Origin of the sequence: Bacillus sp. Cr_A10, from assembly GCF_029222665.1 — a bacterium.
GTDB lineage: Bacteria > Bacillota > Bacilli > Bacillales_A > Planococcaceae > Psychrobacillus.
The window spans coordinates 1-25,012 of record NZ_JARHXR010000012.1 but is presented as its reverse complement, the minus strand read 5'-3'; the positions used below and the strand labels follow the sequence as shown (position 1 = coordinate 25,012).

The window sequence follows — 25,012 nt, the reverse complement described above, 5'->3', positions numbered from 1 at the left end:
ATGTTAGTTTCTACGAAATGGTTAGCAGAATATGTAAATACGCAAGGACTCGATCCAAAGGATTTGGGTGAAAAAATAACTCGTTCAGGTATTGAAGTTGATGCAGTAATAGATCGTTCTCAAGGCATGACAAACGTTGTAGTAGGTTATGTAAAGGATTGTGTGAAGCATCCAGAAGCAGACAAATTAAATATTTGCCAAGTAGACGTAGGAGAAGAAATAACACAAATTATTTGTGGGGCTCCAAATGTTGCAGCTGGACAAAAAGTAATCGTTGCACGACCAGGAGCAGTACTGCCTGGTGGAATAAAAATTAAGAAGGCAAAACTTCGTGGAGAAGAATCAAACGGAATGATTTGTTCTCTTCAAGAACTAGGTATAGAAGGAAGACTCGTACCTAAAGCGTATGCAGAGGGTATTTATGTACTACCGGAATCAGCAACTCCTGGGGAGAGTGCATTGCCTTTACTAGGTTTAGATGATATTATCCTTGAACTTGGCCTGACTCCTAACCGTTCAGATGCACTAAGTATGCTTGGGGTAGCTTATGAAGTAGGGGCAATCCTATCAGAAGACATGAAATATCCGGAAGCAACTTACAATGAAAGTAATGAACAAGCATCTGATTATTTAAATTTACGTGTTAATGCTATGGAAGAAAATCCAATGTACGTAGCAAAAGTGGTGAAAAATGTTCAAGTAAAAGAATCACCATTATGGTTACAGCATCGCTTGATGGCAGCTGGCGTTCGTCCACATAATAACGTAGTAGATATTACAAATTACGTATTAATGGAATATGGTCAACCTCTTCATGCATTCGATTATGACAGATTAGAAACAAAGGAAATTGTCGTTCGTCTTGCAGAAGAAGGGGAAAAAATTGTCACATTGGATGATCAAGAGCGTACATTGAAGTCCAGTCATTTAGTAATTACAAATGGTCAAGAACCAGTTGCAATTGCTGGTGTAATGGGTGGCGCAAATTCAGAAGTGCATGATGGAACTACGACGGTAGTAATTGAATCTGCATACTTTGCAAGTGGTTCTGTTCGACAAACATCTAAAGACCACAACTTACGAAGTGATGCAAGCGCTCGATTTGAAAAAGGTGTAGACCCAAATCGTGTGATTCTAGCTGCTGAACGAGCGGCAAGTCTTCTTGCAGAGCTTGCTGGCGGAGAAGTTTTAGCTGGTTCTGTTATAGTGGATGAGTTAGAAAAAAAACCTACTGAAGTAGTCGTGTCTCCTGATTTCATCAATAACCGTTTAGGGATGAAAATTTCTTTAGAAGACATGACATCTATTTTGAGTAGATTAAAATTTGATTATCAAGCGGCAAATGGATACTTATATATTAATGCTCCAACTCGTCGTCAAGATATTAAAATTCCAGAGGATATCGTGGAAGAAATTGCTCGTATGTACGGTTATGATGAAATTCCAATGACTTTACCAGTGGAAGAATCAAAACCAGGTGGCTTAACCTCTTACCAAGCAAAACGTCGTCAAGTTAGAGCTTATTTGGAAGGTGTAGGTCTTTATCAAGCTATTACGTATTCTTTAACTTCTAAAGAAATGTCTCAAAAATTTGCATTAGAAACAGCTCCAGTCACAGAACTATTAATGCCAATGAGTGAAGAACGTAGCATCCTTCGCCAAAGCTTAATCCCGCATTTATTGGAAGCTGTTACGTATAATACTGCACGTCAAGCAGATACGGTGGCACTTTATGAAGTAGGGTCTGTGTTCTTAGGAGAAACAGAATCAGGTTTGCCACATGAGCAAGAACATTTAGCAGCAGTAATTGCAGGTAAATGGGTAGAGCATAGCTGGCAAGGTGAGAAAAAAGTAGTTGATTTCTTTGTATTAAAAGGAATTGTAGAAGGTTTAATGGAACTTCTTGGCCATACAAGTGAACTTACATTTGAAAAAGCGGTAATAGATGGCTTACATCCAGGACGTACTGCATCCATTAAGCTAGCAGGAGAAGCAATCGGTGTCATCGGTCAATTACATCCTTCTGAGCAAAAAGCACGTGATTTGAAAGAAACTTATGTAGTAGAAATTAATTTAGCAAAAGTATTAAATAAAGAATTGGATGCATTATACTATGCACCAGTTTCAAAATTCCCGTCAATTACACGTGATATTGCATTAGTAGTAGACAGCGAAAAAGCAGCTGGCGAACTACAAGCAATTATTCAATTATCTGGTGGAAGACTATTAAAAGGTGTACATCTTTTCGACTTATATGAAGGAGAAAAAATGGAACCAGGTAAAAAATCGGTTGCATTCTCTCTCACATACTTCGACCCAGAACGTACACTAACAGACGAAGAAGTTGTGAATGCCCATAACAAAGTATTAAAAGCACTTGCAGAACAAGCAGGAGCAGAGTTAAGAGGATAATTTAAACGGAGCAGCACCAATTATTGGTGCTGCTTTTTTATGAATAAAAAGATGAAACATTTGCCAATGACCAAAATGATATGGAGCTATTATAACATGCAGCCTATACACTAAACGTTAGCCTGCACTGAACTAAAAATTAAAAGACCTAAGTTCGAATGGATATCGAACTCAGGTCATGGAAGCTACCATCTTGTCTAATTATTGGGTCAGGCCAAAGATAACTTTTTGCTATACATCTACTTTCTATGTTTCCGAATTGTCAATAAAACACCGAATAAAACTCCAATGAATGACATAATGGAAATAATGAAATAAAAAGTATGTCCACCAAATTCTTTATATATGTAACCACCAGCATAAGATGCAATTATACTAGATAAACCGAAGAATAAGAGCGCAAGTACGGTTTGTCCAGTAGCACGCCATTCTTTTGGCATAATTTGATATAAATATTGAATCGCAGCAGTATAAAAAATAGGGAATGTAAACATCTGTAGTACTTGCAATAATGTTAAAGCAAGGGGACTTAAAATGAAAGCAGCGAGGATAAAACGTAAAAAGTAGAAAAATGTTGCAATCGTAATAATTTCTAACTCTTTGCCCTTTCGAAGCCACCAAAAACTTAAAGCAAATATAACTATTTCACTTGTTGCTGCTATAAAGAAGGCAATTCCAATTAATGAAGTATCCCCTCCAAGTGCCCGCAGATGTAGACCTAGAAATGTATCATTCATACGTGCTGGTATTGAACTTATGAAAACCATCACTAAAAACAGAAGCATTTCTTTATTCTTTAATACTTGTTTCAGTCCTTCCATAGTAACAGGCTTTGTGGAGGCTTGGACATCCGGCATGAACCAAACGATTGCAAATGATATCAATCCTAATATTGCAAACAATATAGAAGCGCTGTTCATACCGAAATAGTCCATTGAAAACCCGACAATTAAAGACAAAATCGCATATCCCAACGCTCCATATGTTCGAATTGATCCATAGCTGACTCGAGCCATTTCGGAAACGGTAAAGTTAAGGCTTTCCGTCAGAGGATCCAATGGCATGAGTGCGAAGTATACTAACAAAGAAAACATTACAAGTAACACAAAACTATCCACGTTAAATAAGAAGTATCCAAAAATTGTTGTTAGACTAACAAGTATTAGCATCACTTTACGTATAGTTTTTGTCTTATCACTAATGAATCCCCATAGAGGTTGTGCAATTAATGTTACAAATCCGCCCGTTCCAATAACTAAACCAATTTCGCTAGCTGATAAACCTTTATCCTCCAAATAGACAGGTAAAAAAGGAATAAATAATGCAAGTAAACCAAAAAATAAAAAATTATACCCTTTTAATAAAACTTGAACTTTCAAATCAATTCTCCTTCTAATGTAAAGCAAATTAATTCTGTATAAACAAATATCCTTGAATATTGTAACTGATTTTAAAGTGAAGAACCGAAAACTGTATTTTTAATTATCTTTTATAGACTGAAAGATAGATACTTACTTTTTGAAAGTTTAAGTAAAGGATGTTGTGCATCTCCCGCAAGTCTTCCTAACTTATCGGTTATTAATTATTTCCATTCTTCTGCTAATATAGCGTAATAATATTCGTCCCACCACTCATTATCATGAGGAATACATTTCTTAAAATACCCTTCTCTTCTCATACCGATCTTTTCCATAACTCGGTAAGAGGGTGGATTTTGAGGTTGGCAAGTAGCAATGATTCTGTGTAATTTCATTTCTTCAAAAGCATATTTTAATATGGAAAGAGCAGCTTCCGAAGCATACCCTTTATTATAATATTTAGGATTAAACACCCAACCAATCTCATAGGTATGATCACCAAAATATTGTTGAAAGGAAATGTGCCCAATTAATTCTTCTTTATCTGACAATACAACAGGAAACATATGAGCGTCCCCGCCAATATTTTTATTTATAAAGCACTTTGCATCCTCTTCAGTAAAAACTCCCTCTGGTATGTATTTCATAACAACTGGATCGGAAGTATACTCGTGCACTGCCTTCCAATCACTTATTTTAAAGTTGCGTATATGAAGTCTTTCTGTTTTTATATTCATTCCTATTCCCCCACCTTTTTCCATTCTTATTTTATTTAACATCATATATCCCAAAAGGACAATGGTTTAATTTATTAAGAAAAAAGGATTTACCTTCTTTAAATAGAACCTTAATAATATGTATATTGTTGGAGGCTATGAAATGGATAACATAGACAAGAGAAAACGTTTAGATGCAAATCCTTTTAGTTATCATATTACGAAGGATCATATTGTTTTTCTTGAGTTTCATGGGAAACGTGTAAAAATATTAAAAGGAAAAGACGCTGAGAGATTTTTAGAAAAAATGAATGATGCCAAAGATGAAAAAGAAGAACAATTAATATTAGCGAAACTCACTGGCAATTTTAAAAGAGGAAATGAGAGAAAATAATAAAGGGGATTAGATATGTTAAAAAGGAGATATGGGAATCGTTCGGAATGGAAGCGAATTGTGAAAAGAAAGTATGCACAATACTATTTGAATACCAAAGAGTTTACTGGAGTTTTAACATTATTAAATCTTGTTCAAGTTACGGAGCCTTTATGGGTGAACTATGCAGACAAAAGCATTTGTATTGTAGATGATGGGTATAGTTGGATGCAACATTTCCCGATAGAGAACAATTATTCCATTACTACGATGTTTAATGCGAATGATGAGATTGTACAATGGTATATAGATATATGTCATGAAATAGGAACAGAAAATAATATTCCTTGGTGGGATGATTTATTTCTAGATATTATAATTTTGCCTAGTGGAGAGATTATTCTGCAAGATGAAGATGAACTGGAAGATGCTCTTTCAAGTAATCTCATTGATCGAGATATGTATAATCTAGCATGGAACGAAGCCAATAGAATTACATCATTACTAAAGGAAGATAAATTTGAGTTGCTTAAATATTCAAAGATCCATAAGGAACAGTTAGAAAAACATTTTCATACTGTGGGGGATGTACATGCGTAGAGTAGAAGTTTTGCCTTATTCTGATCAATGGAAGGAACAGTTTGAGGATGAAGCAAGAAAAATAAAAGAAATATTTGGTTCTGACATTCTGGAGATCCATCATATTGGGAGCACCTCTGTTAGAAGACTTCAAGCAAAACCAATAATAGATATGATGCCGGTAGTTAGTGATATATCTATAATTGATACATATAACGAAGCAATGATTAATCTTGGATATATTCCAAAAGGAGAGAATGGTCTCCCAGGACGTAGATATTTTCAAAAAGGTGGCGATAATCGATCACACCATGTGCATATGTATGAAACGGGTAATACAGAAATTAAACGACACCTTGTATTTAGAGATTACTTAAGCGTGCATCCACAAGTTGCCCATGAATATGGGGAATTAAAGAATATGTTAGCAAAACAATTCCCATATAATATGGATTCGTACATTAAAGGAAAAGAAAAATTAGCATTGGAAATTCAACAAAAAGCAATGGAATGGTCAAAAGGTATAAAAAAAAGGAATTTTCATCGCGCATTTGGTGTCTATGGTATATGCGTGCAACAAGAAAAACTGCTTGTTATTAATAAAAATGGTGGTCCTTACATTAACCGCTTTGATCTTCCTGGAGGGAATTTAGAAGAAAGAGAGAGTTTAGTACTAGCTTTAAAAAGAGAATTTTTAGAAGAAACAGGTTTAGAAATCGAAATTATTCAAACTATAGGAACGACTGATTTCATGGTTTCTGCGGACTGGAGAGGTGCGACAGATGTACATCATATTGCAGTGTTTTATTTAGTTAAGCAAGTGGGTGGTGATATAGTGGAACCTGAACAATTTGAAGGACAAGACTCATTTGGAGCTGTGTGGGTTGCTGAAAATGAAATTAATGCTGATAATGCATCACCACTCGTACTAAAAGCAATGGAATGGTTAAGAACTGAAAGTTTAGGGCTGGATGTAAACCATTACCCTAAGTTTGTAGTTAAAAAAGATTGGAGTTGACTTGATGTTGAAAAATGAAATTACTAGGTTATTAAAGATAGAGCATCCTATTATTCAAGCACCAATGGCTGGAGGGATAACTACTTCGAAATTAGTGGCAGCTGTTTCTAATAGTGGAGCGCTTGGAATGATTGGAGCCGGATATTTAACTCCAGCTCAATTACAAGAGCAAATCAAAGAGGTAAAGCAGTTAACATCAGAATGCTATGGAGTAAATTTATTTGTTCCAAACTTTTTTGAGATTGATGAAACCAAGATAAAGAAAACCAATCAATTACTAAGCAAATATAAAGCGGAATTAAACATTCAAGATGAAAATATACTTCTTCCAAGTATAGAGAATACCAAACAGACATTTATGGAACAAATACAAATTGTTATGGAGGAAAAAGTTCCTATTTGTTCTTTTACTTTCGGTGTTCCATCCAAAGAAGTGTTAAATGAATTAAGGAAACTAAACATTATCTCTATTGGTACGGCAACAACAGTTAAGGAAGCAATACTTATTGAGGAACTAGGAATGAATGCTGTCGTTGTGCAAGGAAGTGAAGCGGGAGGTCATAGAGGTAACTTTTTAAATGCTCACGAAGAAGGCTTGATTGGCCTAATGTCTTTGATTCCTCAAGTAGTAGATCATGTAAAGATACCTGTAATAGCTGCTGGGGGCATTATGGATGGTAGAGGGCTAATGGCTTCTTTAAGCTTAGGTGCATGTGCTGTCCAAATGGGTACTGCGTTTTTAACTTGTGAAGAAAGCGGTGCTCAACCAATACATAAAGAAGCAATACTCGAAGCAAAAGATGAAGATATAACGTTAACTAATGCTTTTTCAGGTAAATGGGCAAGAGGGATTAAAAATAAATTTATAATAGAAATGCACAAAAATGAAACTGATATTCCAATTTTTCCTATACAAAATACATTGACACAATCGATTCGAAAGACATCTTCTGATCAACATAATAAAGAATTTATGTCTCTTTGGTCTGGTCAAAGCCCCTTACTTGCTAGAACGGAGACAGCGGAAGCATTAATACAGCGGATCATAAAAGAAGCAAAAGGAATAAATATAAGCATGTAAAAACAAAGGGGCTGTTCAATAATTCCCTAAAATAATGCAAATGGAGAAAAACGACTTACATTATAAGAAATTTGGCGGTTTTTCGGCGACTCCTGCGGGAAAGCGAGACAGTCCGAGGCACCGCACGTAGTGTAGGAGGGCACTGAAAAAGTCCAAAAGCGTCCGCTTGGAACGGAAATAATCATCTTTTTATTAGAAGCTACGAAGAAAGGGGCTGCCCCTAAAAGTCATTATTTATGACTTTCAAGACAGCCCCATTTTCTAGTTTGATACAATAATGTATTCATAATAAGGCTCATCTTGTTGCGTATCATCAAACCATTTCATACCTTTATAAGTAAAACCAATCTTTTCTAGTATTTTGAGTGAACCTTTATTCTCTGGAGTCGCGGAAGCTGTTACCTTTTGAATATTTGTGTGTCTTTTAGCTAATTCTAAACAAGCCTTAGCAGCTTCAGATGCAAAACCTTTTCCCCAAGATGATTGAATGAAATGATAAATTAATTCAACTTCTTTCATGGTGCCTGCTATATTAAACCCTGCTGAACCAATAACCTCATTCGTTTCTTTTACTATTACAGCGTAAACGGATAACCCGAGGACTTCATGACATTTACGATAAACTGCGATTACTTGAGACAATAGTTCATGTGGGGTAGGTCCATCACATAATGCCATCACTTCTTGATTGCCCCAAAAATGTTTTGCAGACTCTATATGTTCTTCTTCAAATACACATAAATACATTCGAGCAGTTTCCATTACAATCTTCAAATCCCCACTCCTTTTCACTGTTATCAATCTATAAATATGTTATCATGTCCTTTTTGCCTTTTATAGAAAATTTTATCTGCATTTTTTTTCACTTCGCAAATATTATCTGCTTTTTTTTAAAGAAATGAAATTCTGATATCTCATTTAACTAAAAATAAACTATTCGGAATTTGTGTAAGTGTACGAGATTGATTAAATTACAAATTTCTTATTCTGGCTCCTCTATTAAACATGCTCTTTGTTAGCTCCTGTAGTCTCTCACATGGACCCGCTTTTCCCGCTGAAATCAATGGCAACATATAACTTAATTTTTTCTAATAAAATCGTATGTTGGCACGACACTTGCATTATAAAAAGTGTATCAACAAAATTTTATAATTAGGAGGAATTAATAATGACAACACCTGAAATCTTATATTCTGTGAAAGCACAAAGAGGACCTGAGTTACGTTGTAAAGGGTGGAGACAGGAATCCATCCTACGCATGCTTGAAAATAACATGGAAAACGCAGAAAAACCAGAGGAGCTTGTCATCTATGGGGGAATCGGGAAAGCTGCACGCAACTGGGAATCCTATCACGCTATCGTGAAATCCTTAAAAGAGTTAGAGGATGATGAGACATTGGTCGTGCAATCTGGGATGCCGGTGGCGATCTTCAAGACACATAAGTATGCCCCGACCGTGGTGATGGCAACGACGAACATCATGAAAGCAGATTGGCCGACATTCTACGATCTACAAGATAAAAACCTGACGATCTATGCGAACTATACAGCGGCACCTTGGGAGTATATCGGCACCCAAGGGGTGATCCAAGGGACATTTGAAACACTTTCGGCGATTGCACGCCTGCATTACAATGATTCACTCGTTGGAAAAATTCTGCTTACTGCAGGAGCTGGAGGGATGGGTGGAAACCAAACACGTGCAATGACGATGCATGGGGGTGTTGCCATCCTTTGTGACTCGAACATCGAAATCATTCAACGTCGTATCGACAAAGGCTTCATCGATGAGGTTGCGGGATCGCTGGACGAGGCGATTGCGAAGGCGAAGGAATATGCGGCTGCTGGGAAACCGCTTGGCATCGCAGTCGTAGGAAATGCGGCTGATATTTTTGAGGAAGTGCTTGAAAAAGGATGGCTACCAGACATATCTACTTCCATGACCCCAGGGCATGACCCAATCTCTTACTTGCCAGCTGGTTATACCGTGGAAGAAGCGGAAGAATTACGTGATTCCAACCGTGAACTTTACCTGGAAAAAGCACGTGAGACAATGGTCCGTGAATTGAAGGCGCTTATCAAATTCATGGATTTAGGTGTCCATTCATTCGAATACGGAACAAGCCACCGCAAAGAATGCATCGATGCTGGAATGGACGAAAAAGAGGCGAAGCGACTACCGGGCTTCGTGGCAGAATATATCCGCCCGCTGTTCTGTGAGGGACGAGGACCATTCCGATGGGTTTGCCTATCGGGTGAGGCAGAGGACTTACGTAAGATTGACGACATGATCCTCGAGAAATTCAGTGACGACCACCTGGTGACACGTTGGATCAAGCTCGCGAAGAAACATATCCCGATCGAAGCGCTACCTGCGCGTATTTGTTACATGGGCTTCGGTCAACGCAAGGCCTTCGCATTAGAAGTGAACGACATGATCCGTCGCGGAGAACTAGCAGGACCTGTGGCATTCTCCCGTGACAACCTGGATTCTGGTTCGATCGTGAACCCGACATTCGAATCAGAAAACATGAAAGACGGCAGTGACCTGATCTCTGACTGGCCGATGTTGAACGGACTTTTAAACGCAGTAGGCATGTGTGACCTGATCGCGATCCAAGCGAACTATTCAATGGGGGAGGCAGTTCATACAGGCGTGACGATGGTTGCGGACGGAACAGCAGAATCGGATATGAGACTCGAGGTGGCGATGACCGTAGACTCAGGCATAGGGGTTGTTCGTCACGCACAGGCGGGCTATGAAATTGCTCAAGATGTAGCGAACGGAAAAGGAAAATTAACAGAGGAGAGCATCAAGATTCCATTATGGTGGAAGCGTGAAGCGACATTTGGACCTAAAGATATAAAGAAAGAAGAAGCAAGAGTGAAATAAAAAGTACAAAACAGAACGGCATTAAACCGTTCTGTTTTTTAATCCGCATTTGTGACCAGTGTAATGGCAAATAGTTCCGAGAATCCTGAATGATATTATTCCTTCATTTATATAGTAGGTTTTTCAAGATCATGCTTTTTAATATGATATTGTAGACTTTGTCGTGTAATGCCAAGTTTTTTTGCAGCTCGAGATACATTCCAATTTGATTGTACTAATGTTGTTTCGATTAATTGTCTTTCCGTACTATTAAAGATTTTTTTAAGAGGTCTTTGAGTGTCCTCTCGCTGATTATTGGAAGTATTGGAATACATCAATATTTTTCCACGCATATAAGATGGAAGATGCTCAATATCAATAGTTTCACCGTTTTCTGGAACTCGAATAATGATATTTTCAATCAAATGTTCTAATTCTCTAATATTACCTGGCCAAGTATAATGAAGAAGACTTTTTCGTAACCAATCGGAAAGTGGTGGAACCGTTTTTGATAATTTTGCTTGATAAGTATCTAAAAAATAATTTATAAAAAAATGTACATCTTCAATTCGATCTCTAAGTGGTGGAATGTATAAACTTGTATGTGCAATTCGATAAAATAAATCTAGTCGCATCCTATTTTCTGCAATAAGTTTTTCGGGATCTTCGTTACACGCACTTATAATAGTACATTTTACAGGTGCAACTTCGTTAGAGCCTACTTTACGAACTAGCCTTTCTTGTAGGACACGCATTAATTTTGTTTGCAAAGTAATGGGCATCGAGTTAATTTCATCTAAAAATAAGGTGCCATCTTGTGCATATTCAAATAATCCCATTTGGTCTGTAGCACCTGTAAATGCACCTTTTACTGTTCCAAATAACGTACTTTCGAGTAAATTTTCTGGGATTGCAGCACAATTTATTGCAACGAATGGTTTATTTGCCCGCGGACTATGGTTATGCATACTTTGTGCAAATAACTCTTTTCCAGTACCTGTCTCGCCTACAATTAATGTATCTGCATTATGTATAGAAACATTTTGCGCTTCTTTTATAAGTTCTAATAGAGCAAGGCTTTTTCCCTTAATATCATTAAATGTAAAAATAGTGCCATTCTTAGAATGGACTTTATCTTCGCTTGAAACATTTGCTTGTCTTTTTAGTTCAATTGTTTCGTGTAGTCGGTCTTTCAATTTTGATTCATTCGTGCTGATAGAAAATACTGAAATGGTTTTCCCGTCTTTTTGGATAGGAAATGTACTATAGTTAACGTATTTAGGTATACCATTAATTTTTGAATGTGCCCGATATCTAGAATAGATAGGTTTTCCTGTTTTAAATGTATGTCGATGTTCCGAGTATTGCGGATTGTAATTATAGACAGACCATAAATGTTTACCTATTATATCCTTGCTAGATAAACCTTCCATTTTCTCTTGAGCATCATTATACAAAGTAATTTCTCCTTCTGAATTACTCATCATAACTCCTTCATCAAGAGCTTCAATAATTTTTTCTAAGCAAAACAATCTTTCCTCTATATAAGTTATATCGGTTTCCGAATATTTTAGGCATAAAAAAATAATAGAACAATCGGAAGAAAAAACTTTCACATCTACTGATAACTTTCTTCCATCTAATTGAAGAGTAAATGATTCATTGTTGTTAAACTGGTTGTAATCACAGTCAATAAAACTACTAATAGCCATTCCATTTGAGATCTTAATAGGAAAGTCCATATCTAAGTCATACCAAAGAATATCATGATTCTCGTTTAGTGCAATCACTCCATCTACAAAACTTCGAATAATTGATCCGATAGATGCTACAGTCATGGTAGTTTTACTCCCTTCCATAAATAAAATTATCAATAGTATAACATAATTCTTCTGACTATTTAGAAGAGTCTGCATGTAAAATTTATCTGCACCTAATAAAACTCAACTCTCTCTATATATTTTGATAAATAAATAAAATTATTTAATTGCAAGTAAAAAAATATCTGCAGTGTTTTGAATGATTTTGGCATCTCTCTATCTATCAAAATTTCGGTGATAACAAAAATAGACTTATAAAATCAAATGAATTTACGGAATTTTAAAATAGTTTCAAAAAGATTTAGAAAATTGGCACGGCTCTTGCATTATAAAAATGTGTAGAAAACAATTTTATAATTTAGGAGGAAATAGTAATGACAACACCTGAAATCTTATATTCCGTGAAAGCACAAAGAGGACCTGAGTTACGTTGTAAAGGATGGAGACAGGAATCCATCCTACGTATGCTTGAAAATAACATGGAAAACGCAGAAAAACCAGAAGAGCTGGTCATCTATGGGGGAATCGGGAAAGCTGCACGCAACTGGGAATCCTATCATGCCATCGTGAAATCCTTAAAAGAGTTAGAGGATGATGAGACATTGGTCGTGCAATCTGGGATGCCGGTGGCGATCTTTAAGACACATAAGTATGCCCCGACCGTGGTGATGGCAACGACGAACATCATGAAAGCAGATTGGCCGACATTCTACGATCTACAAGACAAAAATCTGACGATCTATGCGAACTATACAGCGGCGCCTTGGGAGTATATCGGTACCCAAGGGGTTATCCAAGGAACATTTGAAACACTTTCGGCGATTGCACGCCTGCATTACAATGATTCACTCGTTGGAAAAATTCTACTTACTGCAGGAGCTGGAGGGATGGGTGGAAACCAAACTCGTGCAATGACGATGCACGGGGGTGTTGCCATCCTTTGTGACTCGAACATCGAAATCATTCAACGTCGTATCGACAAAGGCTTCATCGATGAGGTTGCTGGATCGCTGGACGAGGCGATTGCGAAGGCGAAGGAATATGCGGCTGCTGGGAAACCGCTTGGCATCGCAGTCGTAGGAAATGCGGCTGATATTTTTGATGAAGTGCTTGAAAAAGGATGGCTACCAGACATATCTACTTCCATGACCCCAGGGCATGACCCAATCTCTTACTTGCCAGCTGGTTATACCGTGGAAGAAGCGGAAGAGTTACGTGATTCCAACCGTGAACTTTACCTGGAAAAAGCACGTGAGACAATGGTCCGTGAATTGAAGGCGCTTATCAAATTCATGGATTTGGGTGTCCATTCATTCGAATACGGAACAAGCCACCGCAAAGAATGCATCGATGCTGGAATGGACGAAAAAGAGGCGAAGCGACTACCGGGCTTCGTGGCAGAATATATCCGCCCGCTGTTCTGTGAGGGACGAGGACCATTCCGATGGGTTTGCCTATCGGGTGAGGCAGAGGACTTACGCAAGATTGACGACATGATCCTCGAGAAATTCAGTGACGACCACCTGGTGACACGTTGGATCAAGCTCGCGAAGAAACATATCCCGATCGAAGCGCTACCTGCGCGTATTTGTTACATGGGCTTCGGTCAACGCAAGGCCTTCGCATTAGAAGTGAACGACATGATCCGTCGCGGAGAACTAGCAGGACCTGTGGCATTCTCCCGTGACAACCTGGATTCTGGTTCGATCGTGAACCCGACATTCGAATCAGAAAACATGAAAGACGGCAGTGACCTGATCTCTGACTGGCCGATGTTGAACGGACTTTTAAACGCAGTAGGCATGTGTGACCTCATCGCGATCCAAGCGAACTATTCAATGGGGGAGGCAGTTCATACAGGCGTGACGATGGTTGCGGACGGAACAGCAGAATCGGATATGAGACTCGAGGTGGCGATGACCGTAGACTCAGGCATAGGGGTAGTTCGTCACGCACAGGCGGGCTATGAAATTGCACAGGACGTAGCGAACGGAAAAGGAAAATTAACAGAGGAGAGCATCAAGATCCCATTATGGTGGAAGCGTGAAGCGACATTTGGACCTAAAGATGTGAAAAAGGGAGTTAAGGCATAAGGAAATGAAAAAAGGTAGTAGATATCTAGACATAGGATATCTACCCTTCTTTTCTTTTAGTTTCATGGATAAATGGCTCTAAAAAAACATAAATAGGGGGCAATGGAATGAAAAAGAATTTATTTCTTACGATAGTCATGATTTTCTCTTTAATCTTAGCGGCATGTGGGTCAGGAGAGGCTGATGCAGATAAGAATGGTAGCGGTGGAGATAAGAAAACACTTAAAGTTGCAACAGAGGCTAATTATGCGCCTTTTGTTTATTTGGATAAAGGAGATATGACTGGTTTCGATGTAGACTTTATGAATGCTGTTGCAGCAGAAGCTGGTTATGAGATTGAGCTAGTTAATGTTGGATGGGATCCACTGTTTGTTGAAGTAAAAAGTAAGCTTTCTGATTTAGGGATATGTGCAATTACAATCAATGATGAAAGAAAGCAAACGTACGATTTCTCAGTTCCATATTATCTATCAACTAATAAAATTCTAGTTCCAGAAGGTAGTGATATTAAAACTGCTGCGGACTTAAAGAATGATAAGGTAGTAGCGGTATTAGGTGGAACGACTGGTCAGGAAGCAGTGGAAGGTATTCTTGGTAAAAATAATAGTAATATAAAAAAATTCGATAATAATAACTTAGCTATCATGGAAATGATTAGCGGTGGGGCTGATGCTGTTGTTGCAGATAATGCAGTAGTGGAAGAATATGCAAAAAATAATCCCGACCAAAAGCTTGTAGTAATTACAGATGAACAAGGATTTGAGAGTGAGTTTTATGGAATTATGTTTCCTAAGGGAAGTGAACTGACAGGAGATTTTGATAAAGCGGTGTCTACAATTCTTGAAAATGGAACCTATACAAAAATCTATAAAGAATGGTTTGGAACAGAACCGGATGTAGATACAATACTTGCTCAACAGGAATGATATGAAAATGAAATAGCGTAACTTTGAATTTATTAGTTACGCTATTTAGTTTTTACTAGGGGGGGAACCTATTGGATTTTAGACTAGACATTTTAGTGGAATATATCCCTTTCTTTTTAAAGGGAACGTTATTAACAATAGGATTATCACTTATTGGAATACTACTAGGAACAATATTAGGATTACTAATAGGTTTAGGAAAAATGATGCGAAATAAAGTTATTTCTTTTATATGTAGTTGCTATATAGTATTTTTCCGAGGAACACCTTTATTTGTCCAAATCTTATTGATCCACTTTGGGGTAGTTCCTATGATTATTGGTCATACAAATGGAATAATAGCTAGTATTATCGCACTTTCATTAATAGCGGGTGCTTATATATCAGAAATATTCAGAGCTGGGATTCAATCGATTGATAAAGGCCAAATGGAAGCATCACGTTCACTAGGTATGAATCATGTGCAATCAATGAAAGATGTAATTTTGCCACAAGCATTCAAACGAATGATTCCACCACTGGGTAATGAGTTTATCGTCCTAATTAAGGAATCTTCACTTGCAGCGATTGTTGCAACTCCAGAGCTGATGTATTATGGGCGTGCATTAGCAAGTCAATATTACAGAGTATGGGAGCCTTATCTGACCGCTGCCCTTATTTATCTCGTACTAACAACTACTTTAAGCTTCTTGTTAAATCATCTTGAAAGAAGGTTGGCAACAGAATGATACAAGTGAAGAACTTAAAAAAATCATTTGGTAGTAACGAAGTATTAAAAGATATTAATGTTGTCATAAAGCCAAAAGAAGTTGTGGTAGTTATTGGTCCATCAGGGTCCGGAAAATCTACCTTTTTACGATGCTTGAATTTATTGGAATCCATCACGGATGGTCGTGTTGCGATAGAAGGTGTTGATATAACGGATAAGAAGACAGATATTAATAAAGTTAGAACTGATGTAGGTATGGTGTTTCAACAATTTAATTTATTCCCCCATAAAACGGTAATGGAAAATATAATACTTGCCCCTATGAGGGTGAGAAAACTTTCGGAAGAACAAGCAAAGAAAAAAGGCTTAGATTTACTTCGCAAAGTGGGACTTGAAGAGAAGGCAAATGCTTATCCCGATTCCCTATCAGGCGGTCAAAAACAACGAGTAGCTATTGCAAGGGCACTTGCGATGGAGCCGAAAATTATGCTTTTTGATGAACCGACATCTGCATTAGATCCTGAAATGGTTGGGGAAGTTCTGGAAGTAATGAAGCAATTAGCAAAAGAGGGGATGACGATGGTAGTAGTAACTCATGAAATGGGATTTGCTCGAGAAGTAGGTGACCGCGTTATATTTATGGATGGTGGTTTCATAGTGGAAGAAAATATTCCAAAAGAAATTTTTGAAAATCCACAACACGATCGTACAAAATCCTTCTTGAGCAAGGTTCTCTAATAGTTTCCGAGATTATGAAATCAAAAATGGGGTGAAAAAATGAATAGCCTTCCAGAATCATTAGAAAATCATCAAGTTTCGTTTAATGAGCAACAAAAAATATATTCGTTTCGGAATTTCTTAAAGTTCTTCTTTTTTAGTACGATAGGAATCTTTATGTTTTTTATACCTATCAATATAAATGATAAAAATTCCATTCCTTTAGATCATTTGGTTACATGGATTCGGTCATTTTCTAATACGGCAAATGCCTATTATGCCATGATATTAGTAGTTTTGGGTGCAGCTTACCCATTTTACAAAAAGACATGGCGCAAAAGTAAAGTGGAAATGGTGTTATCTAGCTTTAAAGTATTAGGAGCTATTGCTGCTTTTCTTGTATTGTTTGAAATTGGTCCTGCCTGGCTTATGGCAGAAGATATGGGCCCTTACTGGTACTATAGTTTGCTCATTCCTATTGGAGTTCTTGTACCAATTGGTGCCATCTTTTTAGCAATGTTAGTCGGATATGGATTACTTGAGTTTATTGGTATTTTCATGCAACCAATTATGCGTCCAATATGGAGAACTCCTGGTAGATCTGCTATTGATGCTGTTGCCTCGTTTGTTGGTAGTTACTCAATTGGTTTGTTAATAACGAACAGAATTTACAAGGAAGGTAAATATACAAAAAAAGAAGCTGTTATTATTGCAACTGGTTTTTCAACTGTGTCCGCTACATTTATGATTGTTGTGGCAAACACTTTAGACTTAATGCATATTTGGAATTTATATTTTTGGCTCACATTTTTAGTTACTTTTGTGGTAACAGCAATTACGGTAAGAATTTGGCCAATAAATAAAATGAGCGATGAGTATTACACAGAAGAAGGTTATCCAGAAGAAATTATAAAAGAGAATCGAGTAAAGTATGCATGGGAGCAAGCAATGCTTACTGCTCATAATGCTCCTAAATTAAAGACAAATATTTATGAGAATGTCAAAGATGGATTAGTAATGGCAATGGGTATTTTACCGTCAATTATGTCCATTGGATTATTTGGGCTAATATTGGCCAATCATACACCGGTGTTCGACTTTCTTGGTTATATTTTTTATCCATTAACTTGGATTCTTCAAATTCCAGAACCACTTCTAGCTGCAAAGGCTGCAGCCATTAACCTGATCGATATGTTTTTACCGTCATTGGTTGTATTGGAGGCAAGTTTAGAAACTCGATTTATCATTGGATCTCTTTCCATCTCAACGATTCTTTTCTTCTCTGCTTTGATACCTTGTATTCTATCAACGGAAATACCAATTAAGATGACTCATATATTAGCAATTTGGTTTTGGAGAACAATATTAACGCTAATTATTGTTACACCACTTGCATTTTTATTCCTCTAAAATAGCGAGGTGTGTAGCTGAAATGTGTCTCTTACTACTTATAATGGAGGTATGAAAACAATGAGTGAAAAAATAGAAGTCGACCTTTTAATTAGTAATGCAGCGGAAATCGTAACTTGTTCTGGCGAAGGTATGTCTGGCATTGGAGTTCTAAAGAATACTTCGCTTGTAATTAATGATGGAAGAATTATTGGAGTCGGATTAAAAGATGAACTAAGTAAGAAGTTTGATGTTGAAAATACACAAATAATCGATGCGACTGGAAAAGTAGTTGCACCTGGATTTGTAGATTGTCATACACATTTAGTATTTAACGGTACACGCGTAGAGGAATACGCAGCAAAACTGACTGGCAACAATCCTGAAAAATTAAAAGAACTTGGCATTACTACAGGTCCTAATCGGACGATAGAATTGACACGGGATGCTTCCATAGGAGATTTATTTGAACAGTCCAAGAAAAGAATGCTAAGCATGTTAAATTACGGAATTACAACTATAGAGAGTAAAAGTGGATATGGTTTGACTACCGAAAGTGAAATTAAAATACTTGAGGTGGGAAGAAGGCTTGATAGAGAAACTCCTGTCGATGTATTAAATACTTTTCTGGGAGCACATGGTTTTCCGAAAGGTATGGAAAAGAGTGATTATCTCTCCATTATTATAAATGAAATGATTCCAGAAGTAGGTAAGCGCAATCTTGCAGAATTCTGTGATGCTTGGTGTGATGAAGGTTACTATACGGCGGAGGAATCAAAGCTAATATTGGAAGCTGCTTTACAATATGGAATGAAACCGAAGTTACACGCAGATGCTTATTCCTATATTGGAGGATCTGATTTAGCGGTGGAGATGAACATGGTTTCCGTAGATCATCTTAATTATACACCTGTTGAAGTAATGGAAAGGCTAGCACATTCCAAAGTCACCGGAGTATTAATGCCGGCATTGGATTTTGCTGTTGGACACAAGCAACCATTTGATGCGAGAAAAATGCTCGACTTAGGGATGGAAATAGCTCTTGCAACTGATTTATGCCCTGCATGTTATACAGAGTCCATGCAATTTGTTATTAACCTTGCATGTAGACTGTATAAATTCACAGTTGAAGAAGCAATAAAAGCGGCTACATATGGAGGTGCACGAGCACTAAATTTAAATGATCGTGGTGTTATTGAAGTAGGTAAACTAGCAGACTTGCAGATTTGGGATATTCCTACGTATAAACATATAGCATACGAGCTTGGAACGAACATAGTTGAAACAGTTATTAAAGACGGCAAAGTAGTAGTCAATCGATAAAATAGGAGGAGTTATGGATGACAAAAAAACAATTCACTTCAGCTGCAGAAGAAGTAAAAGAAGAGCGCTTGCTCCAGTTGTTTTTGGAACTTGCAAAAATTAATGGTCCAAGTACAAAAGAACAACTTGTAGCGGAATATTTGATGAAAGTATTACCGGAGCTTGGATTTACAATTGAATTTGATGAAGCACATAAAAATTTTAATGGTGAAGTTGGTAATTTAATTGCTTGGCATGAGGGAACTGATGCAACTATTCCTCCACTATTTTTCTCTACTCATATGGATACAGTGCTTCCAACTGAGGGACTTAAACCAGTTATAAAAGATGGAATTATCTATTCTGATGGCACAACTATATTGGGTGCAGATGATCGAGCTGCATTAGCTGCATATTTAGAAGGAATACGAGCGGTTATTGAAAGTGGGATACAACATGGACCAATTGAATTTGTTTTAACTGTTAATGAGCAACCAGGACTTGTGGGAGCAAAATATATGGACTATTCAAAGGTTAAGAGTAAAGCAGGTTACATTTTTGATAGTAGTGGCGATGTCGGTCAAATAATTTTAAAAGGACCATACAGTAGTCGCATCTGGATGGAAGTGGAAGGTAGTGCGGCACATATTGCACTAAACGCTGAGGAAGGAAATAGTGCATTTCTAATAGCTGCAAATGGTCTATTGAATATGAAGTTAGGCACCATTGATGAAGAGACACTAGCTAATATAGGTATTATAAATGGAGGAGAATTAACATCCATTATTCCTGGTTCTGTGACGGTGGCAGGAGAAGTACGAAGCTTTTCTAAAGATAAATTAGAACGCCAGTTAAAGCATATGGAGGATGCGATGCAAGAGGCAGCTAGAAAAAGTGATGGTAAAGTAAATGTTCGTATTGAAAAGAAATATAGCGGATTTGATATTCCTAAGGATCATATTCTAACCTCCACGGTTGAAAAATCAGCGAGAAACATACATGTAAAACCATATTTAACCGAAACATTAGGAGGTGCAGATACTAATGTACTTAACGAGAATAGTTTGACTTGTATTACTTTAGGTAATGGGTTTCAAAACATCCACTCCTTTAGAGAATGTATTAGTATTGAAAACTTAATAAATACAGGTAGACTAACAGCTGAATTAATAGAACAATGGTATGAGAATCATAAATAATTATTCTATTTAGTAGTAGACATAGGGAGTGAACGGACAATGAGAAATGAAGAAGTAGTTGAATTAGATGGACGTACGTTAGATAGACATAAAATTGAGCGTGTGGTTTATGGGGATGTAAAGGCGATTGTACCAGAGGCTGATTTAATAAGGGTACGTGCTAGTCGGGAAAGAATCGAAAAACAGCTTAGAGATGGAAAAGTTATCTATGGAGTCAATACTGGATTTGGTAAATTAAGTGATATCGAAATAGAAAAAGAAGATATCGCGAAATTACAATTAAATTTACTACGTGCAGACGCAGTTGGGGTAGGAGACCCACTACCAACACCCGTTGTACGGGCGATGATGGTTCTTCGTGCAAATGCACTAGCAAAAGGTTTTTCAGGGATTAAAGAAGACACACTTCTATTATTAGTAAATATGATTAATAAAGGTATTCATCCTATTGTCCCTAGTAAAGGGTCAGTTGGAGCAAGTGGCGATTTGGCACCGTTAGCTCATGTAGCAATAGTGTTAATAGGTGAGGGGAAAGCCGAATATGAAGGTGAGATTCTTTCGGGTGCTGAAGCTCTCAAGCGAGCTGGTTTAACACCTGTTTCCTTAGAAGCAAAAGAAGGACTTGCATTAATCAATGGGACACAGGCGATGACTGGAGTTGGAGTTGTTACACTTAATGAAGCAGAACGTGTAGGCTTAGCCGCGGATATGGCTGCATGCTTAACAATGGAAGCACTACAAGGAATTATTTCTGCTTTTGATAGTGAATTATTAGCTGTGCGCCCACATCCGGAATTGGAATTCGTCGCTTCTCGAATGAGAAATTGGTTGGAAGGAAGTAAACGAATTACGCATCAAGGGGAAATAAGAATGCAAGATGCATACTCCATTCGATGCATTCCTCAAGTTCATGGTGCATCCTGGCAAGCATTTAATTATGTAGAAGAAAGACTGAAAATTGAAATTAATTCTGCAACGGATAACCCTATTATATTAGAAAATGGTGAAATAATTTCTGGTGGACATTTTCATGGTCAACCAATTGCATTGGCTATGGATTTTTTGAAAGTTGGGGCTGCAGAGTGGGCGAATATTTCAGAAAGAAGAACAGAACGTCTAGTTAATCCCCAATTAAGTGGGTTATCTCCATTTTTAGCTATGGATCCAGGTTTAGAATGTGGATTAATGGTTCCGCAATATGCTGCGGCTGCTCTAGTTTCGGAAAACAAAGTCCTTGCTCATCCAGCAAGTGTTGATTCCATTCCGACGTCAGCAAACCAGGAAGATCATGTGAGTATGGGGACTATTGGGTCACGCCAAGCACGTGAAATTGTTCATAACAGCGCGAGAGTCATTGCTATTGAGTTAATATGTGCATCTCAAGCGATTTACTTAGAGAAAGCGGAAAACCAACTTGCACCAGCGACAAGGGATTACTTAGAAAAAGTGCGAGCGATATGCCCGCCATTAGATAGTGATCGAGCAATCTCTGACCAAATGGAAGCATTAGCCCAGTATATTTTGCGAGAAGACGTATTAAAATTCGGCAAGTAATATTAATAAAGCTATTTCTAAAATGGGGGGAAGGAAATGACGGAATTTCGATTAAAAAGTAACATGGATAGCCTCATTACAGATGTATTTGAGGACGTAATTAAATGGAGAAGATATTTTCATCAAAACCCTGAATTATCGTATGAAGAGATTAAAACATCTCAATATGTTTTTGAAACACTCACATCATTTGGAAATATAGAAGTTACACGTCCAACAAAAACAAGTGTAGTGGGACGTCTGAAAGGTAGCGAGCCCGGTGAAGTTCTAGCGATGCGAGCTGATATGGATGCTTTGCCCATAACGGAAGAAACTGGGTTGCCATTTGCTTCAAGTAATTCGGGCATCATGCACGCTTGTGGGCATGACGGACATACTGCTATGCTCCTTGGTGCTGCTAAAATTCTTGTGCAACTAAAGGATGAAATAAAAGGTGAGATAAGATTTATTTTCCAACACGCTGAAGAACTCTTTCCTGGTGGTGCGCAAGAAATGGTGAAAGCTGGAGTGCTGGATGGTGTCGACAAAATAATTGGATTACATGTTTTTTCCAATATTCCAACTGGAAAAGTTATTATGCCATATGGAACTTTCTCAGCAAATTCAGATGTGTTTGACATTAAAATTATTGGTAAGGGGGGACATTCCTCTCAGCCTGAAGAAACAATTGATCCCATATCAATAGGAGCGCAAGTAGTAAATAACATGCAGCATATAATTGCACGCAATGTAGCGCCATTAGAGCAAGCGGTAGTTTCCGTTACGGAGTTTAATGGTGGAACCGCAAAAAATATCATACCTGATTCCATTAAAATCGGTGGAGGAGTAAGAAGTTTTGATCAAGGAGTTCGAGAAAAAATTGTACATCGTATGGAAGAAATAGTGAAAGGAGTTACAGAGGCTCACAAAGCATTCTACGAGTTTGATTATATATATGGTTATGGTTCTGTAATGAACAATCACAAATTAACGGAGGAAATGGAAGAACTTATTAAAGAAGAATTTAGTGATGAAACAATTATGATTGTTCCACCGATGATGGGTGGGGAAGACTTCTCAGCTTTTTCAGACAAAGTTCCTGGCTGTTTTATTGGTGTTGGAGCAGCATTTGCTGATGATGGGCGTAATTTTCCCCATCATCATCCTCGATTCGATATTGATGAAAAATCATTGGAGATGGGCCTTAAGCTATTGATTAAGGCACCGTTTAAATTATTGAATTAACAAGTACATCATCTTAGAAAAACTCTATAAATAATTTTCCATAAAATAATGATAGAGAAGAGGAAAAGATGTATGTTTCAAGAACCTGTTGTAGCAGCAATGGTGATTTTAGGATTAATCGCTGTTGGAGAGGTAATATCTATTTTAACAAAAGCAAGAATTCCAATGCTGTTCATAGCGTTGATGGGTTATCTTGTACTAATTTGGACAGGAATATTACCAAAGAGTATGATTGTTGATTCTGGTTTCGTAACTGTAGGTACTGTTTTAGGTACTGCTCCGATTATTGTTCATATGGGGACATTAATTCCATTAAAAAGCATTAAGTCCCAATGGAGAGCGGTTGCAATAGCAGTGTTAGGTATAATCTTTGCTTCTGTGCTAATCTTAACGATTGTTACTTTCATTTTTGATTATTCTGTAGCAGTTGCTGGTGTTGGTCCTCTAACTGGAGGTATTATCGCCCTTCTTGTTACGTCAGAAGGATTAGCGGAGTTAGGCTTAGTTTCACTGGTGACAATTCCTGTATTAATTATGGCGATACAATCCTTATTTGGAATACCTATCGCGACAAATATTCTCCGTAAATATGCACTGAAAATTCGTACTGAAATGGACAATGGAACCTACGTCTCAGAATACAAGGCAAGCGATAATAATGAAAAGGAAAATGACAAGTTTTTTCTTCCGGATAAATATAGAAGTAATTTAATTTTACTCTTCTTATTATTTGTCGGTGGAGCTCTTGCAGTTGTTCTAGGGAAATACACACCTATTCCATATAGTTTATGGGCTCTAGTTATCGGTGTCTTGGGTAGGTTAATTGGATTTTATCCAGAGAGAGTAATGGAGCGTGCGAATGCATTTACTGTCGGTATGGCAGGAATTATATTTTTAATTATTATCATGATGAATGATATTACATTTGGCCAATTTATTGGCTACCTCCCAGAAGTACTATCTATTATGGTAGTTGGGATTATAGGAATTATTGTCGGTGCGTACATCGGATCAAAAATATTTAAGTGGGACCCACTTAAAGGGATTCCAGTGGCCCTAACTGCTACGTTTGGCTTCCCTGGAGATTATATTGTGTGTGAAGAAGTTAGCAGAAGTGTAGGAAGAGATAAAGAAGAAGAAGAAAAGATTTTTAATGAGATATTAACCCCCATGCTCGTAGGTGGTTTTACAACTGTAACTGTGGGGTCGGTTATTATTGCAAGTATATTAATAAAAACACTATAAAGGGAAATAGAAAAAGAGATTATGTAACATTCATAATCTCTCAGATTTAAGACAAAAGGCAGTAAGGTATCTCTTAGCGAGTATGTGAACGACATTTCGTTCACATACTCGCTTTTTGTCTGGGTCCCGTTAATTTCCGTTCCAGGCGGACGCTTTCCGCCGGCATGGCTTCAGCCGCTTCCCTCGCTCCGCTCAGTCCAGGGTCTTCAGCTCATGCACCTGACGCTTCGCTTTCGGTGCAGAAAACATTTGCTATTCCGGCTGGAGTCGCCGCCTTCCACTCCATCAACTATTATCCGCTTTACAATAAGAAAACTATCATGCATTAATAGATCGAGTTATTATCACTTACATTTTTTCAATTAGTATTTATAGAAAATCGTTGAAAAAGGCGACACTCCTGCGGGAATAGCGTTAGCCGAGAT

General features: G+C 37.6%; 20 protein-coding genes. 16 read left to right on the top strand and 4 right to left on the bottom strand.

The window, feature by feature from the left end; all coding sequences use genetic code 11:
* Entirely contained in the window at nucleotides 1-2,412 is a 2,412-nt protein-coding gene (gene pheT, locus P2Q73_RS13910; RefSeq protein WP_275788243.1) for a phenylalanine--tRNA ligase subunit beta, read from the top strand.
* A gap of 239 nt (nucleotides 2,413-2,651) precedes the next feature.
* Here the strand turns inward: pheT and P2Q73_RS13905 are convergent, their stop codons facing one another.
* Both P2Q73_RS13905 and P2Q73_RS13900 read right to left on the bottom strand, forming a co-directional pair.
* Nucleotides 2,652-3,791 carry an MFS transporter gene (locus P2Q73_RS13905; RefSeq protein WP_275788240.1) on the bottom strand — a complete coding sequence of 380 codons (1,140 nt, stop codon included), beginning with the start codon at nucleotides 3,789-3,791 and terminating at the stop codon, nucleotides 2,652-2,654.
* A gap of 203 nt (nucleotides 3,792-3,994) precedes the next feature.
* Nucleotides 3,995-4,507, bottom strand: a complete 513-nt coding sequence (locus tag P2Q73_RS13900) for a GNAT family N-acetyltransferase (protein ID WP_275788237.1) — start codon at nucleotides 4,505-4,507, stop codon at nucleotides 3,995-3,997.
* A 142-nt stretch (nucleotides 4,508-4,649) separates the two neighbouring features.
* Here P2Q73_RS13900 and P2Q73_RS13895 point away from each other — a divergent pair, with 142 nt between their 5' ends.
* Genes P2Q73_RS13895 through P2Q73_RS13875 form a run of 4 tightly spaced genes read left to right on the top strand, consistent with a single transcriptional unit; the run spans nucleotide 4,650 to nucleotide 7,537 of the window.
* The gene (locus P2Q73_RS13895; protein ID WP_053588679.1) at nucleotides 4,650-4,880 is read left to right on the top strand and encodes a hypothetical protein; all 231 of its coding nucleotides are present in this window, start codon (nucleotides 4,650-4,652) and stop codon (nucleotides 4,878-4,880) included.
* A 15-nt stretch (nucleotides 4,881-4,895) separates the two neighbouring features.
* On the top strand, nucleotides 4,896-5,459 hold the full coding sequence (locus P2Q73_RS13890) for a ribonuclease FAU-1 family protein (RefSeq protein WP_275788234.1): 564 nt from the start codon (nucleotides 4,896-4,898) through the stop codon (nucleotides 5,457-5,459).
* A complete protein-coding gene (locus P2Q73_RS20345) occupies nucleotides 5,452-6,456 on the top strand; it encodes a GrpB family protein (RefSeq protein ID WP_345798851.1) in 1,005 nt (334 codons plus the stop codon). Before P2Q73_RS13890 ends, P2Q73_RS20345 begins: the two co-directional genes overlap by 8 nt.
* A gap of 4 nt (nucleotides 6,457-6,460) precedes the next feature.
* The gene (locus P2Q73_RS13875; RefSeq protein ID WP_275788231.1) at nucleotides 6,461-7,537 is read left to right on the top strand and encodes an NAD(P)H-dependent flavin oxidoreductase; all 1,077 of its coding nucleotides are present in this window, start codon (nucleotides 6,461-6,463) and stop codon (nucleotides 7,535-7,537) included.
* Between the two features lie 261 nt (nucleotides 7,538-7,798).
* On the opposite strand, the gene P2Q73_RS13870 is transcribed toward P2Q73_RS13875, so the two are convergent.
* The gene (locus P2Q73_RS13870) at nucleotides 7,799-8,311 is read right to left on the bottom strand and encodes a GNAT family N-acetyltransferase (RefSeq protein WP_275788229.1); all 513 of its coding nucleotides are present in this window, start codon (nucleotides 8,309-8,311) and stop codon (nucleotides 7,799-7,801) included.
* 394 nt (nucleotides 8,312-8,705) lie between these two features.
* Between P2Q73_RS13870 and hutU (P2Q73_RS13865) the strand changes: the two genes are divergently transcribed.
* Entirely contained in the window at nucleotides 8,706-10,430 is a 1,725-nt protein-coding gene (hutU, locus tag P2Q73_RS13865) for a urocanate hydratase (RefSeq protein WP_275788227.1), read from the top strand.
* 107 nt (nucleotides 10,431-10,537) lie between these two features.
* Here the strand turns inward: hutU (P2Q73_RS13865) and P2Q73_RS13860 are convergent, their stop codons facing one another.
* Complete coding sequence (locus P2Q73_RS13860) at nucleotides 10,538-12,247, bottom strand: sigma-54 interaction domain-containing protein (protein ID WP_275788224.1); 1,710 nt, start codon at nucleotides 12,245-12,247, stop codon at nucleotides 10,538-10,540.
* Nucleotides 12,248-12,603: 356 nt separating this feature from the next.
* On the opposite strand from P2Q73_RS13860, the gene hutU (P2Q73_RS13855) reads away from it, so the two are divergent.
* From hutU (P2Q73_RS13855) to P2Q73_RS13810, 10 genes are all read left to right on the top strand, one after another.
* Nucleotides 12,604-14,322: a urocanate hydratase gene (hutU, locus tag P2Q73_RS13855; protein WP_275788221.1), complete on the top strand. Its 1,719-nt coding sequence runs from the start codon at nucleotides 12,604-12,606 to the stop codon at nucleotides 14,320-14,322.
* Nucleotides 14,323-14,429: 107 nt separating this feature from the next.
* Complete coding sequence (locus P2Q73_RS13850; RefSeq protein WP_275788219.1) at nucleotides 14,430-15,248, top strand: basic amino acid ABC transporter substrate-binding protein; 819 nt, start codon at nucleotides 14,430-14,432, stop codon at nucleotides 15,246-15,248.
* A gap of 71 nt (nucleotides 15,249-15,319) precedes the next feature.
* Entirely contained in the window at nucleotides 15,320-15,976 is a 657-nt protein-coding gene (locus P2Q73_RS13845) for an amino acid ABC transporter permease (protein ID WP_053588686.1), read from the top strand.
* Nucleotides 15,973-16,695: an amino acid ABC transporter ATP-binding protein gene (locus P2Q73_RS13840; RefSeq protein ID WP_053588687.1), complete on the top strand. Its 723-nt coding sequence runs from the start codon at nucleotides 15,973-15,975 to the stop codon at nucleotides 16,693-16,695. The genes P2Q73_RS13845 and P2Q73_RS13840 overlap by 4 nt, the downstream gene beginning before the upstream one ends.
* A 39-nt stretch (nucleotides 16,696-16,734) precedes the next feature.
* Nucleotides 16,735-18,084, top strand: coding sequence for a YjiH family protein (locus P2Q73_RS13835; protein ID WP_275788215.1), 1,350 nt, complete (start codon nucleotides 16,735-16,737; stop codon nucleotides 18,082-18,084).
* A 60-nt stretch (nucleotides 18,085-18,144) separates the two neighbouring features.
* On the top strand, nucleotides 18,145-19,386 hold the full coding sequence (hutI, locus tag P2Q73_RS13830) for an imidazolonepropionase (RefSeq protein ID WP_275788212.1): 1,242 nt from the start codon (nucleotides 18,145-18,147) through the stop codon (nucleotides 19,384-19,386).
* Between the two features lie 17 nt (nucleotides 19,387-19,403).
* Entirely contained in the window at nucleotides 19,404-20,564 is a 1,161-nt protein-coding gene (locus P2Q73_RS13825; protein ID WP_275788210.1) for a M20/M25/M40 family metallo-hydrolase, read from the top strand.
* 39 nt (nucleotides 20,565-20,603) lie between these two features.
* Entirely contained in the window at nucleotides 20,604-22,118 is a 1,515-nt protein-coding gene (gene hutH / locus P2Q73_RS13820; protein WP_275788207.1) for a histidine ammonia-lyase, read from the top strand.
* A 36-nt stretch (nucleotides 22,119-22,154) separates the two neighbouring features.
* Entirely contained in the window at nucleotides 22,155-23,342 is a 1,188-nt protein-coding gene (locus P2Q73_RS13815) for an amidohydrolase (protein WP_275788204.1), read from the top strand.
* 72 nt (nucleotides 23,343-23,414) lie between these two features.
* Nucleotides 23,415-24,587, top strand: coding sequence for a hypothetical protein (locus P2Q73_RS13810; RefSeq protein ID WP_275788201.1), 1,173 nt, complete (start codon nucleotides 23,415-23,417; stop codon nucleotides 24,585-24,587).
* The last annotated feature ends 425 nt before the right edge of the window (nucleotides 24,588-25,012 follow it).

What these genes read in the sequence shown, in the direction of transcription:
- P2Q73_RS13850 (WP_275788219.1), top strand. Translation starts at nt 14,430, where the DNA reads ATGAAAAAGAATTTATTTCTTACGATAGTCATGATTTTCTCTTTAATC.
- pheT (WP_275788243.1), top strand. Translation starts at nt 1, where the DNA reads ATGTTAGTTTCTACGAAATGGTTAGCAGAATATGTAAATACGCAAGGA.
- P2Q73_RS13815 (WP_275788204.1), top strand. Translation starts at nt 22,155, where the DNA reads ATGACGGAATTTCGATTAAAAAGTAACATGGATAGCCTCATTACAGAT.
- P2Q73_RS13835 (WP_275788215.1), top strand. Translation starts at nt 16,735, where the DNA reads ATGAATAGCCTTCCAGAATCATTAGAAAATCATCAAGTTTCGTTTAAT.
- P2Q73_RS13900 (WP_275788237.1), bottom strand. Translation starts at nt 4,507, where the DNA reads ATGAATATAAAAACAGAAAGACTTCATATACGCAACTTTAAAATAAGT.
- P2Q73_RS13825 (WP_275788210.1), top strand. Translation starts at nt 19,404, where the DNA reads ATGACAAAAAAACAATTCACTTCAGCTGCAGAAGAAGTAAAAGAAGAG.
- hutI (WP_275788212.1), top strand. Translation starts at nt 18,145, where the DNA reads ATGAGTGAAAAAATAGAAGTCGACCTTTTAATTAGTAATGCAGCGGAA.
- P2Q73_RS13895 (WP_053588679.1), top strand. Translation starts at nt 4,650, where the DNA reads ATGGATAACATAGACAAGAGAAAACGTTTAGATGCAAATCCTTTTAGT.
- P2Q73_RS13860 (WP_275788224.1), bottom strand. Translation starts at nt 12,247, where the DNA reads ATGACTGTAGCATCTATCGGATCAATTATTCGAAGTTTTGTAGATGGA.
- hutU (WP_275788227.1), top strand. Translation starts at nt 8,706, where the DNA reads ATGACAACACCTGAAATCTTATATTCTGTGAAAGCACAAAGAGGACCT.
- hutH (WP_275788207.1), top strand. Translation starts at nt 20,604, where the DNA reads ATGAGAAATGAAGAAGTAGTTGAATTAGATGGACGTACGTTAGATAGA.
- hutU (WP_275788221.1), top strand. Translation starts at nt 12,604, where the DNA reads ATGACAACACCTGAAATCTTATATTCCGTGAAAGCACAAAGAGGACCT.
- P2Q73_RS13875 (WP_275788231.1), top strand. Translation starts at nt 6,461, where the DNA reads ATGTTGAAAAATGAAATTACTAGGTTATTAAAGATAGAGCATCCTATT.
- P2Q73_RS13810 (WP_275788201.1), top strand. Translation starts at nt 23,415, where the DNA reads ATGTTTCAAGAACCTGTTGTAGCAGCAATGGTGATTTTAGGATTAATC.
- P2Q73_RS20345 (WP_345798851.1), top strand. Translation starts at nt 5,452, where the DNA reads ATGCGTAGAGTAGAAGTTTTGCCTTATTCTGATCAATGGAAGGAACAG.
- P2Q73_RS13890 (WP_275788234.1), top strand. Translation starts at nt 4,896, where the DNA reads ATGTTAAAAAGGAGATATGGGAATCGTTCGGAATGGAAGCGAATTGTG.
- P2Q73_RS13840 (WP_053588687.1), top strand. Translation starts at nt 15,973, where the DNA reads ATGATACAAGTGAAGAACTTAAAAAAATCATTTGGTAGTAACGAAGTA.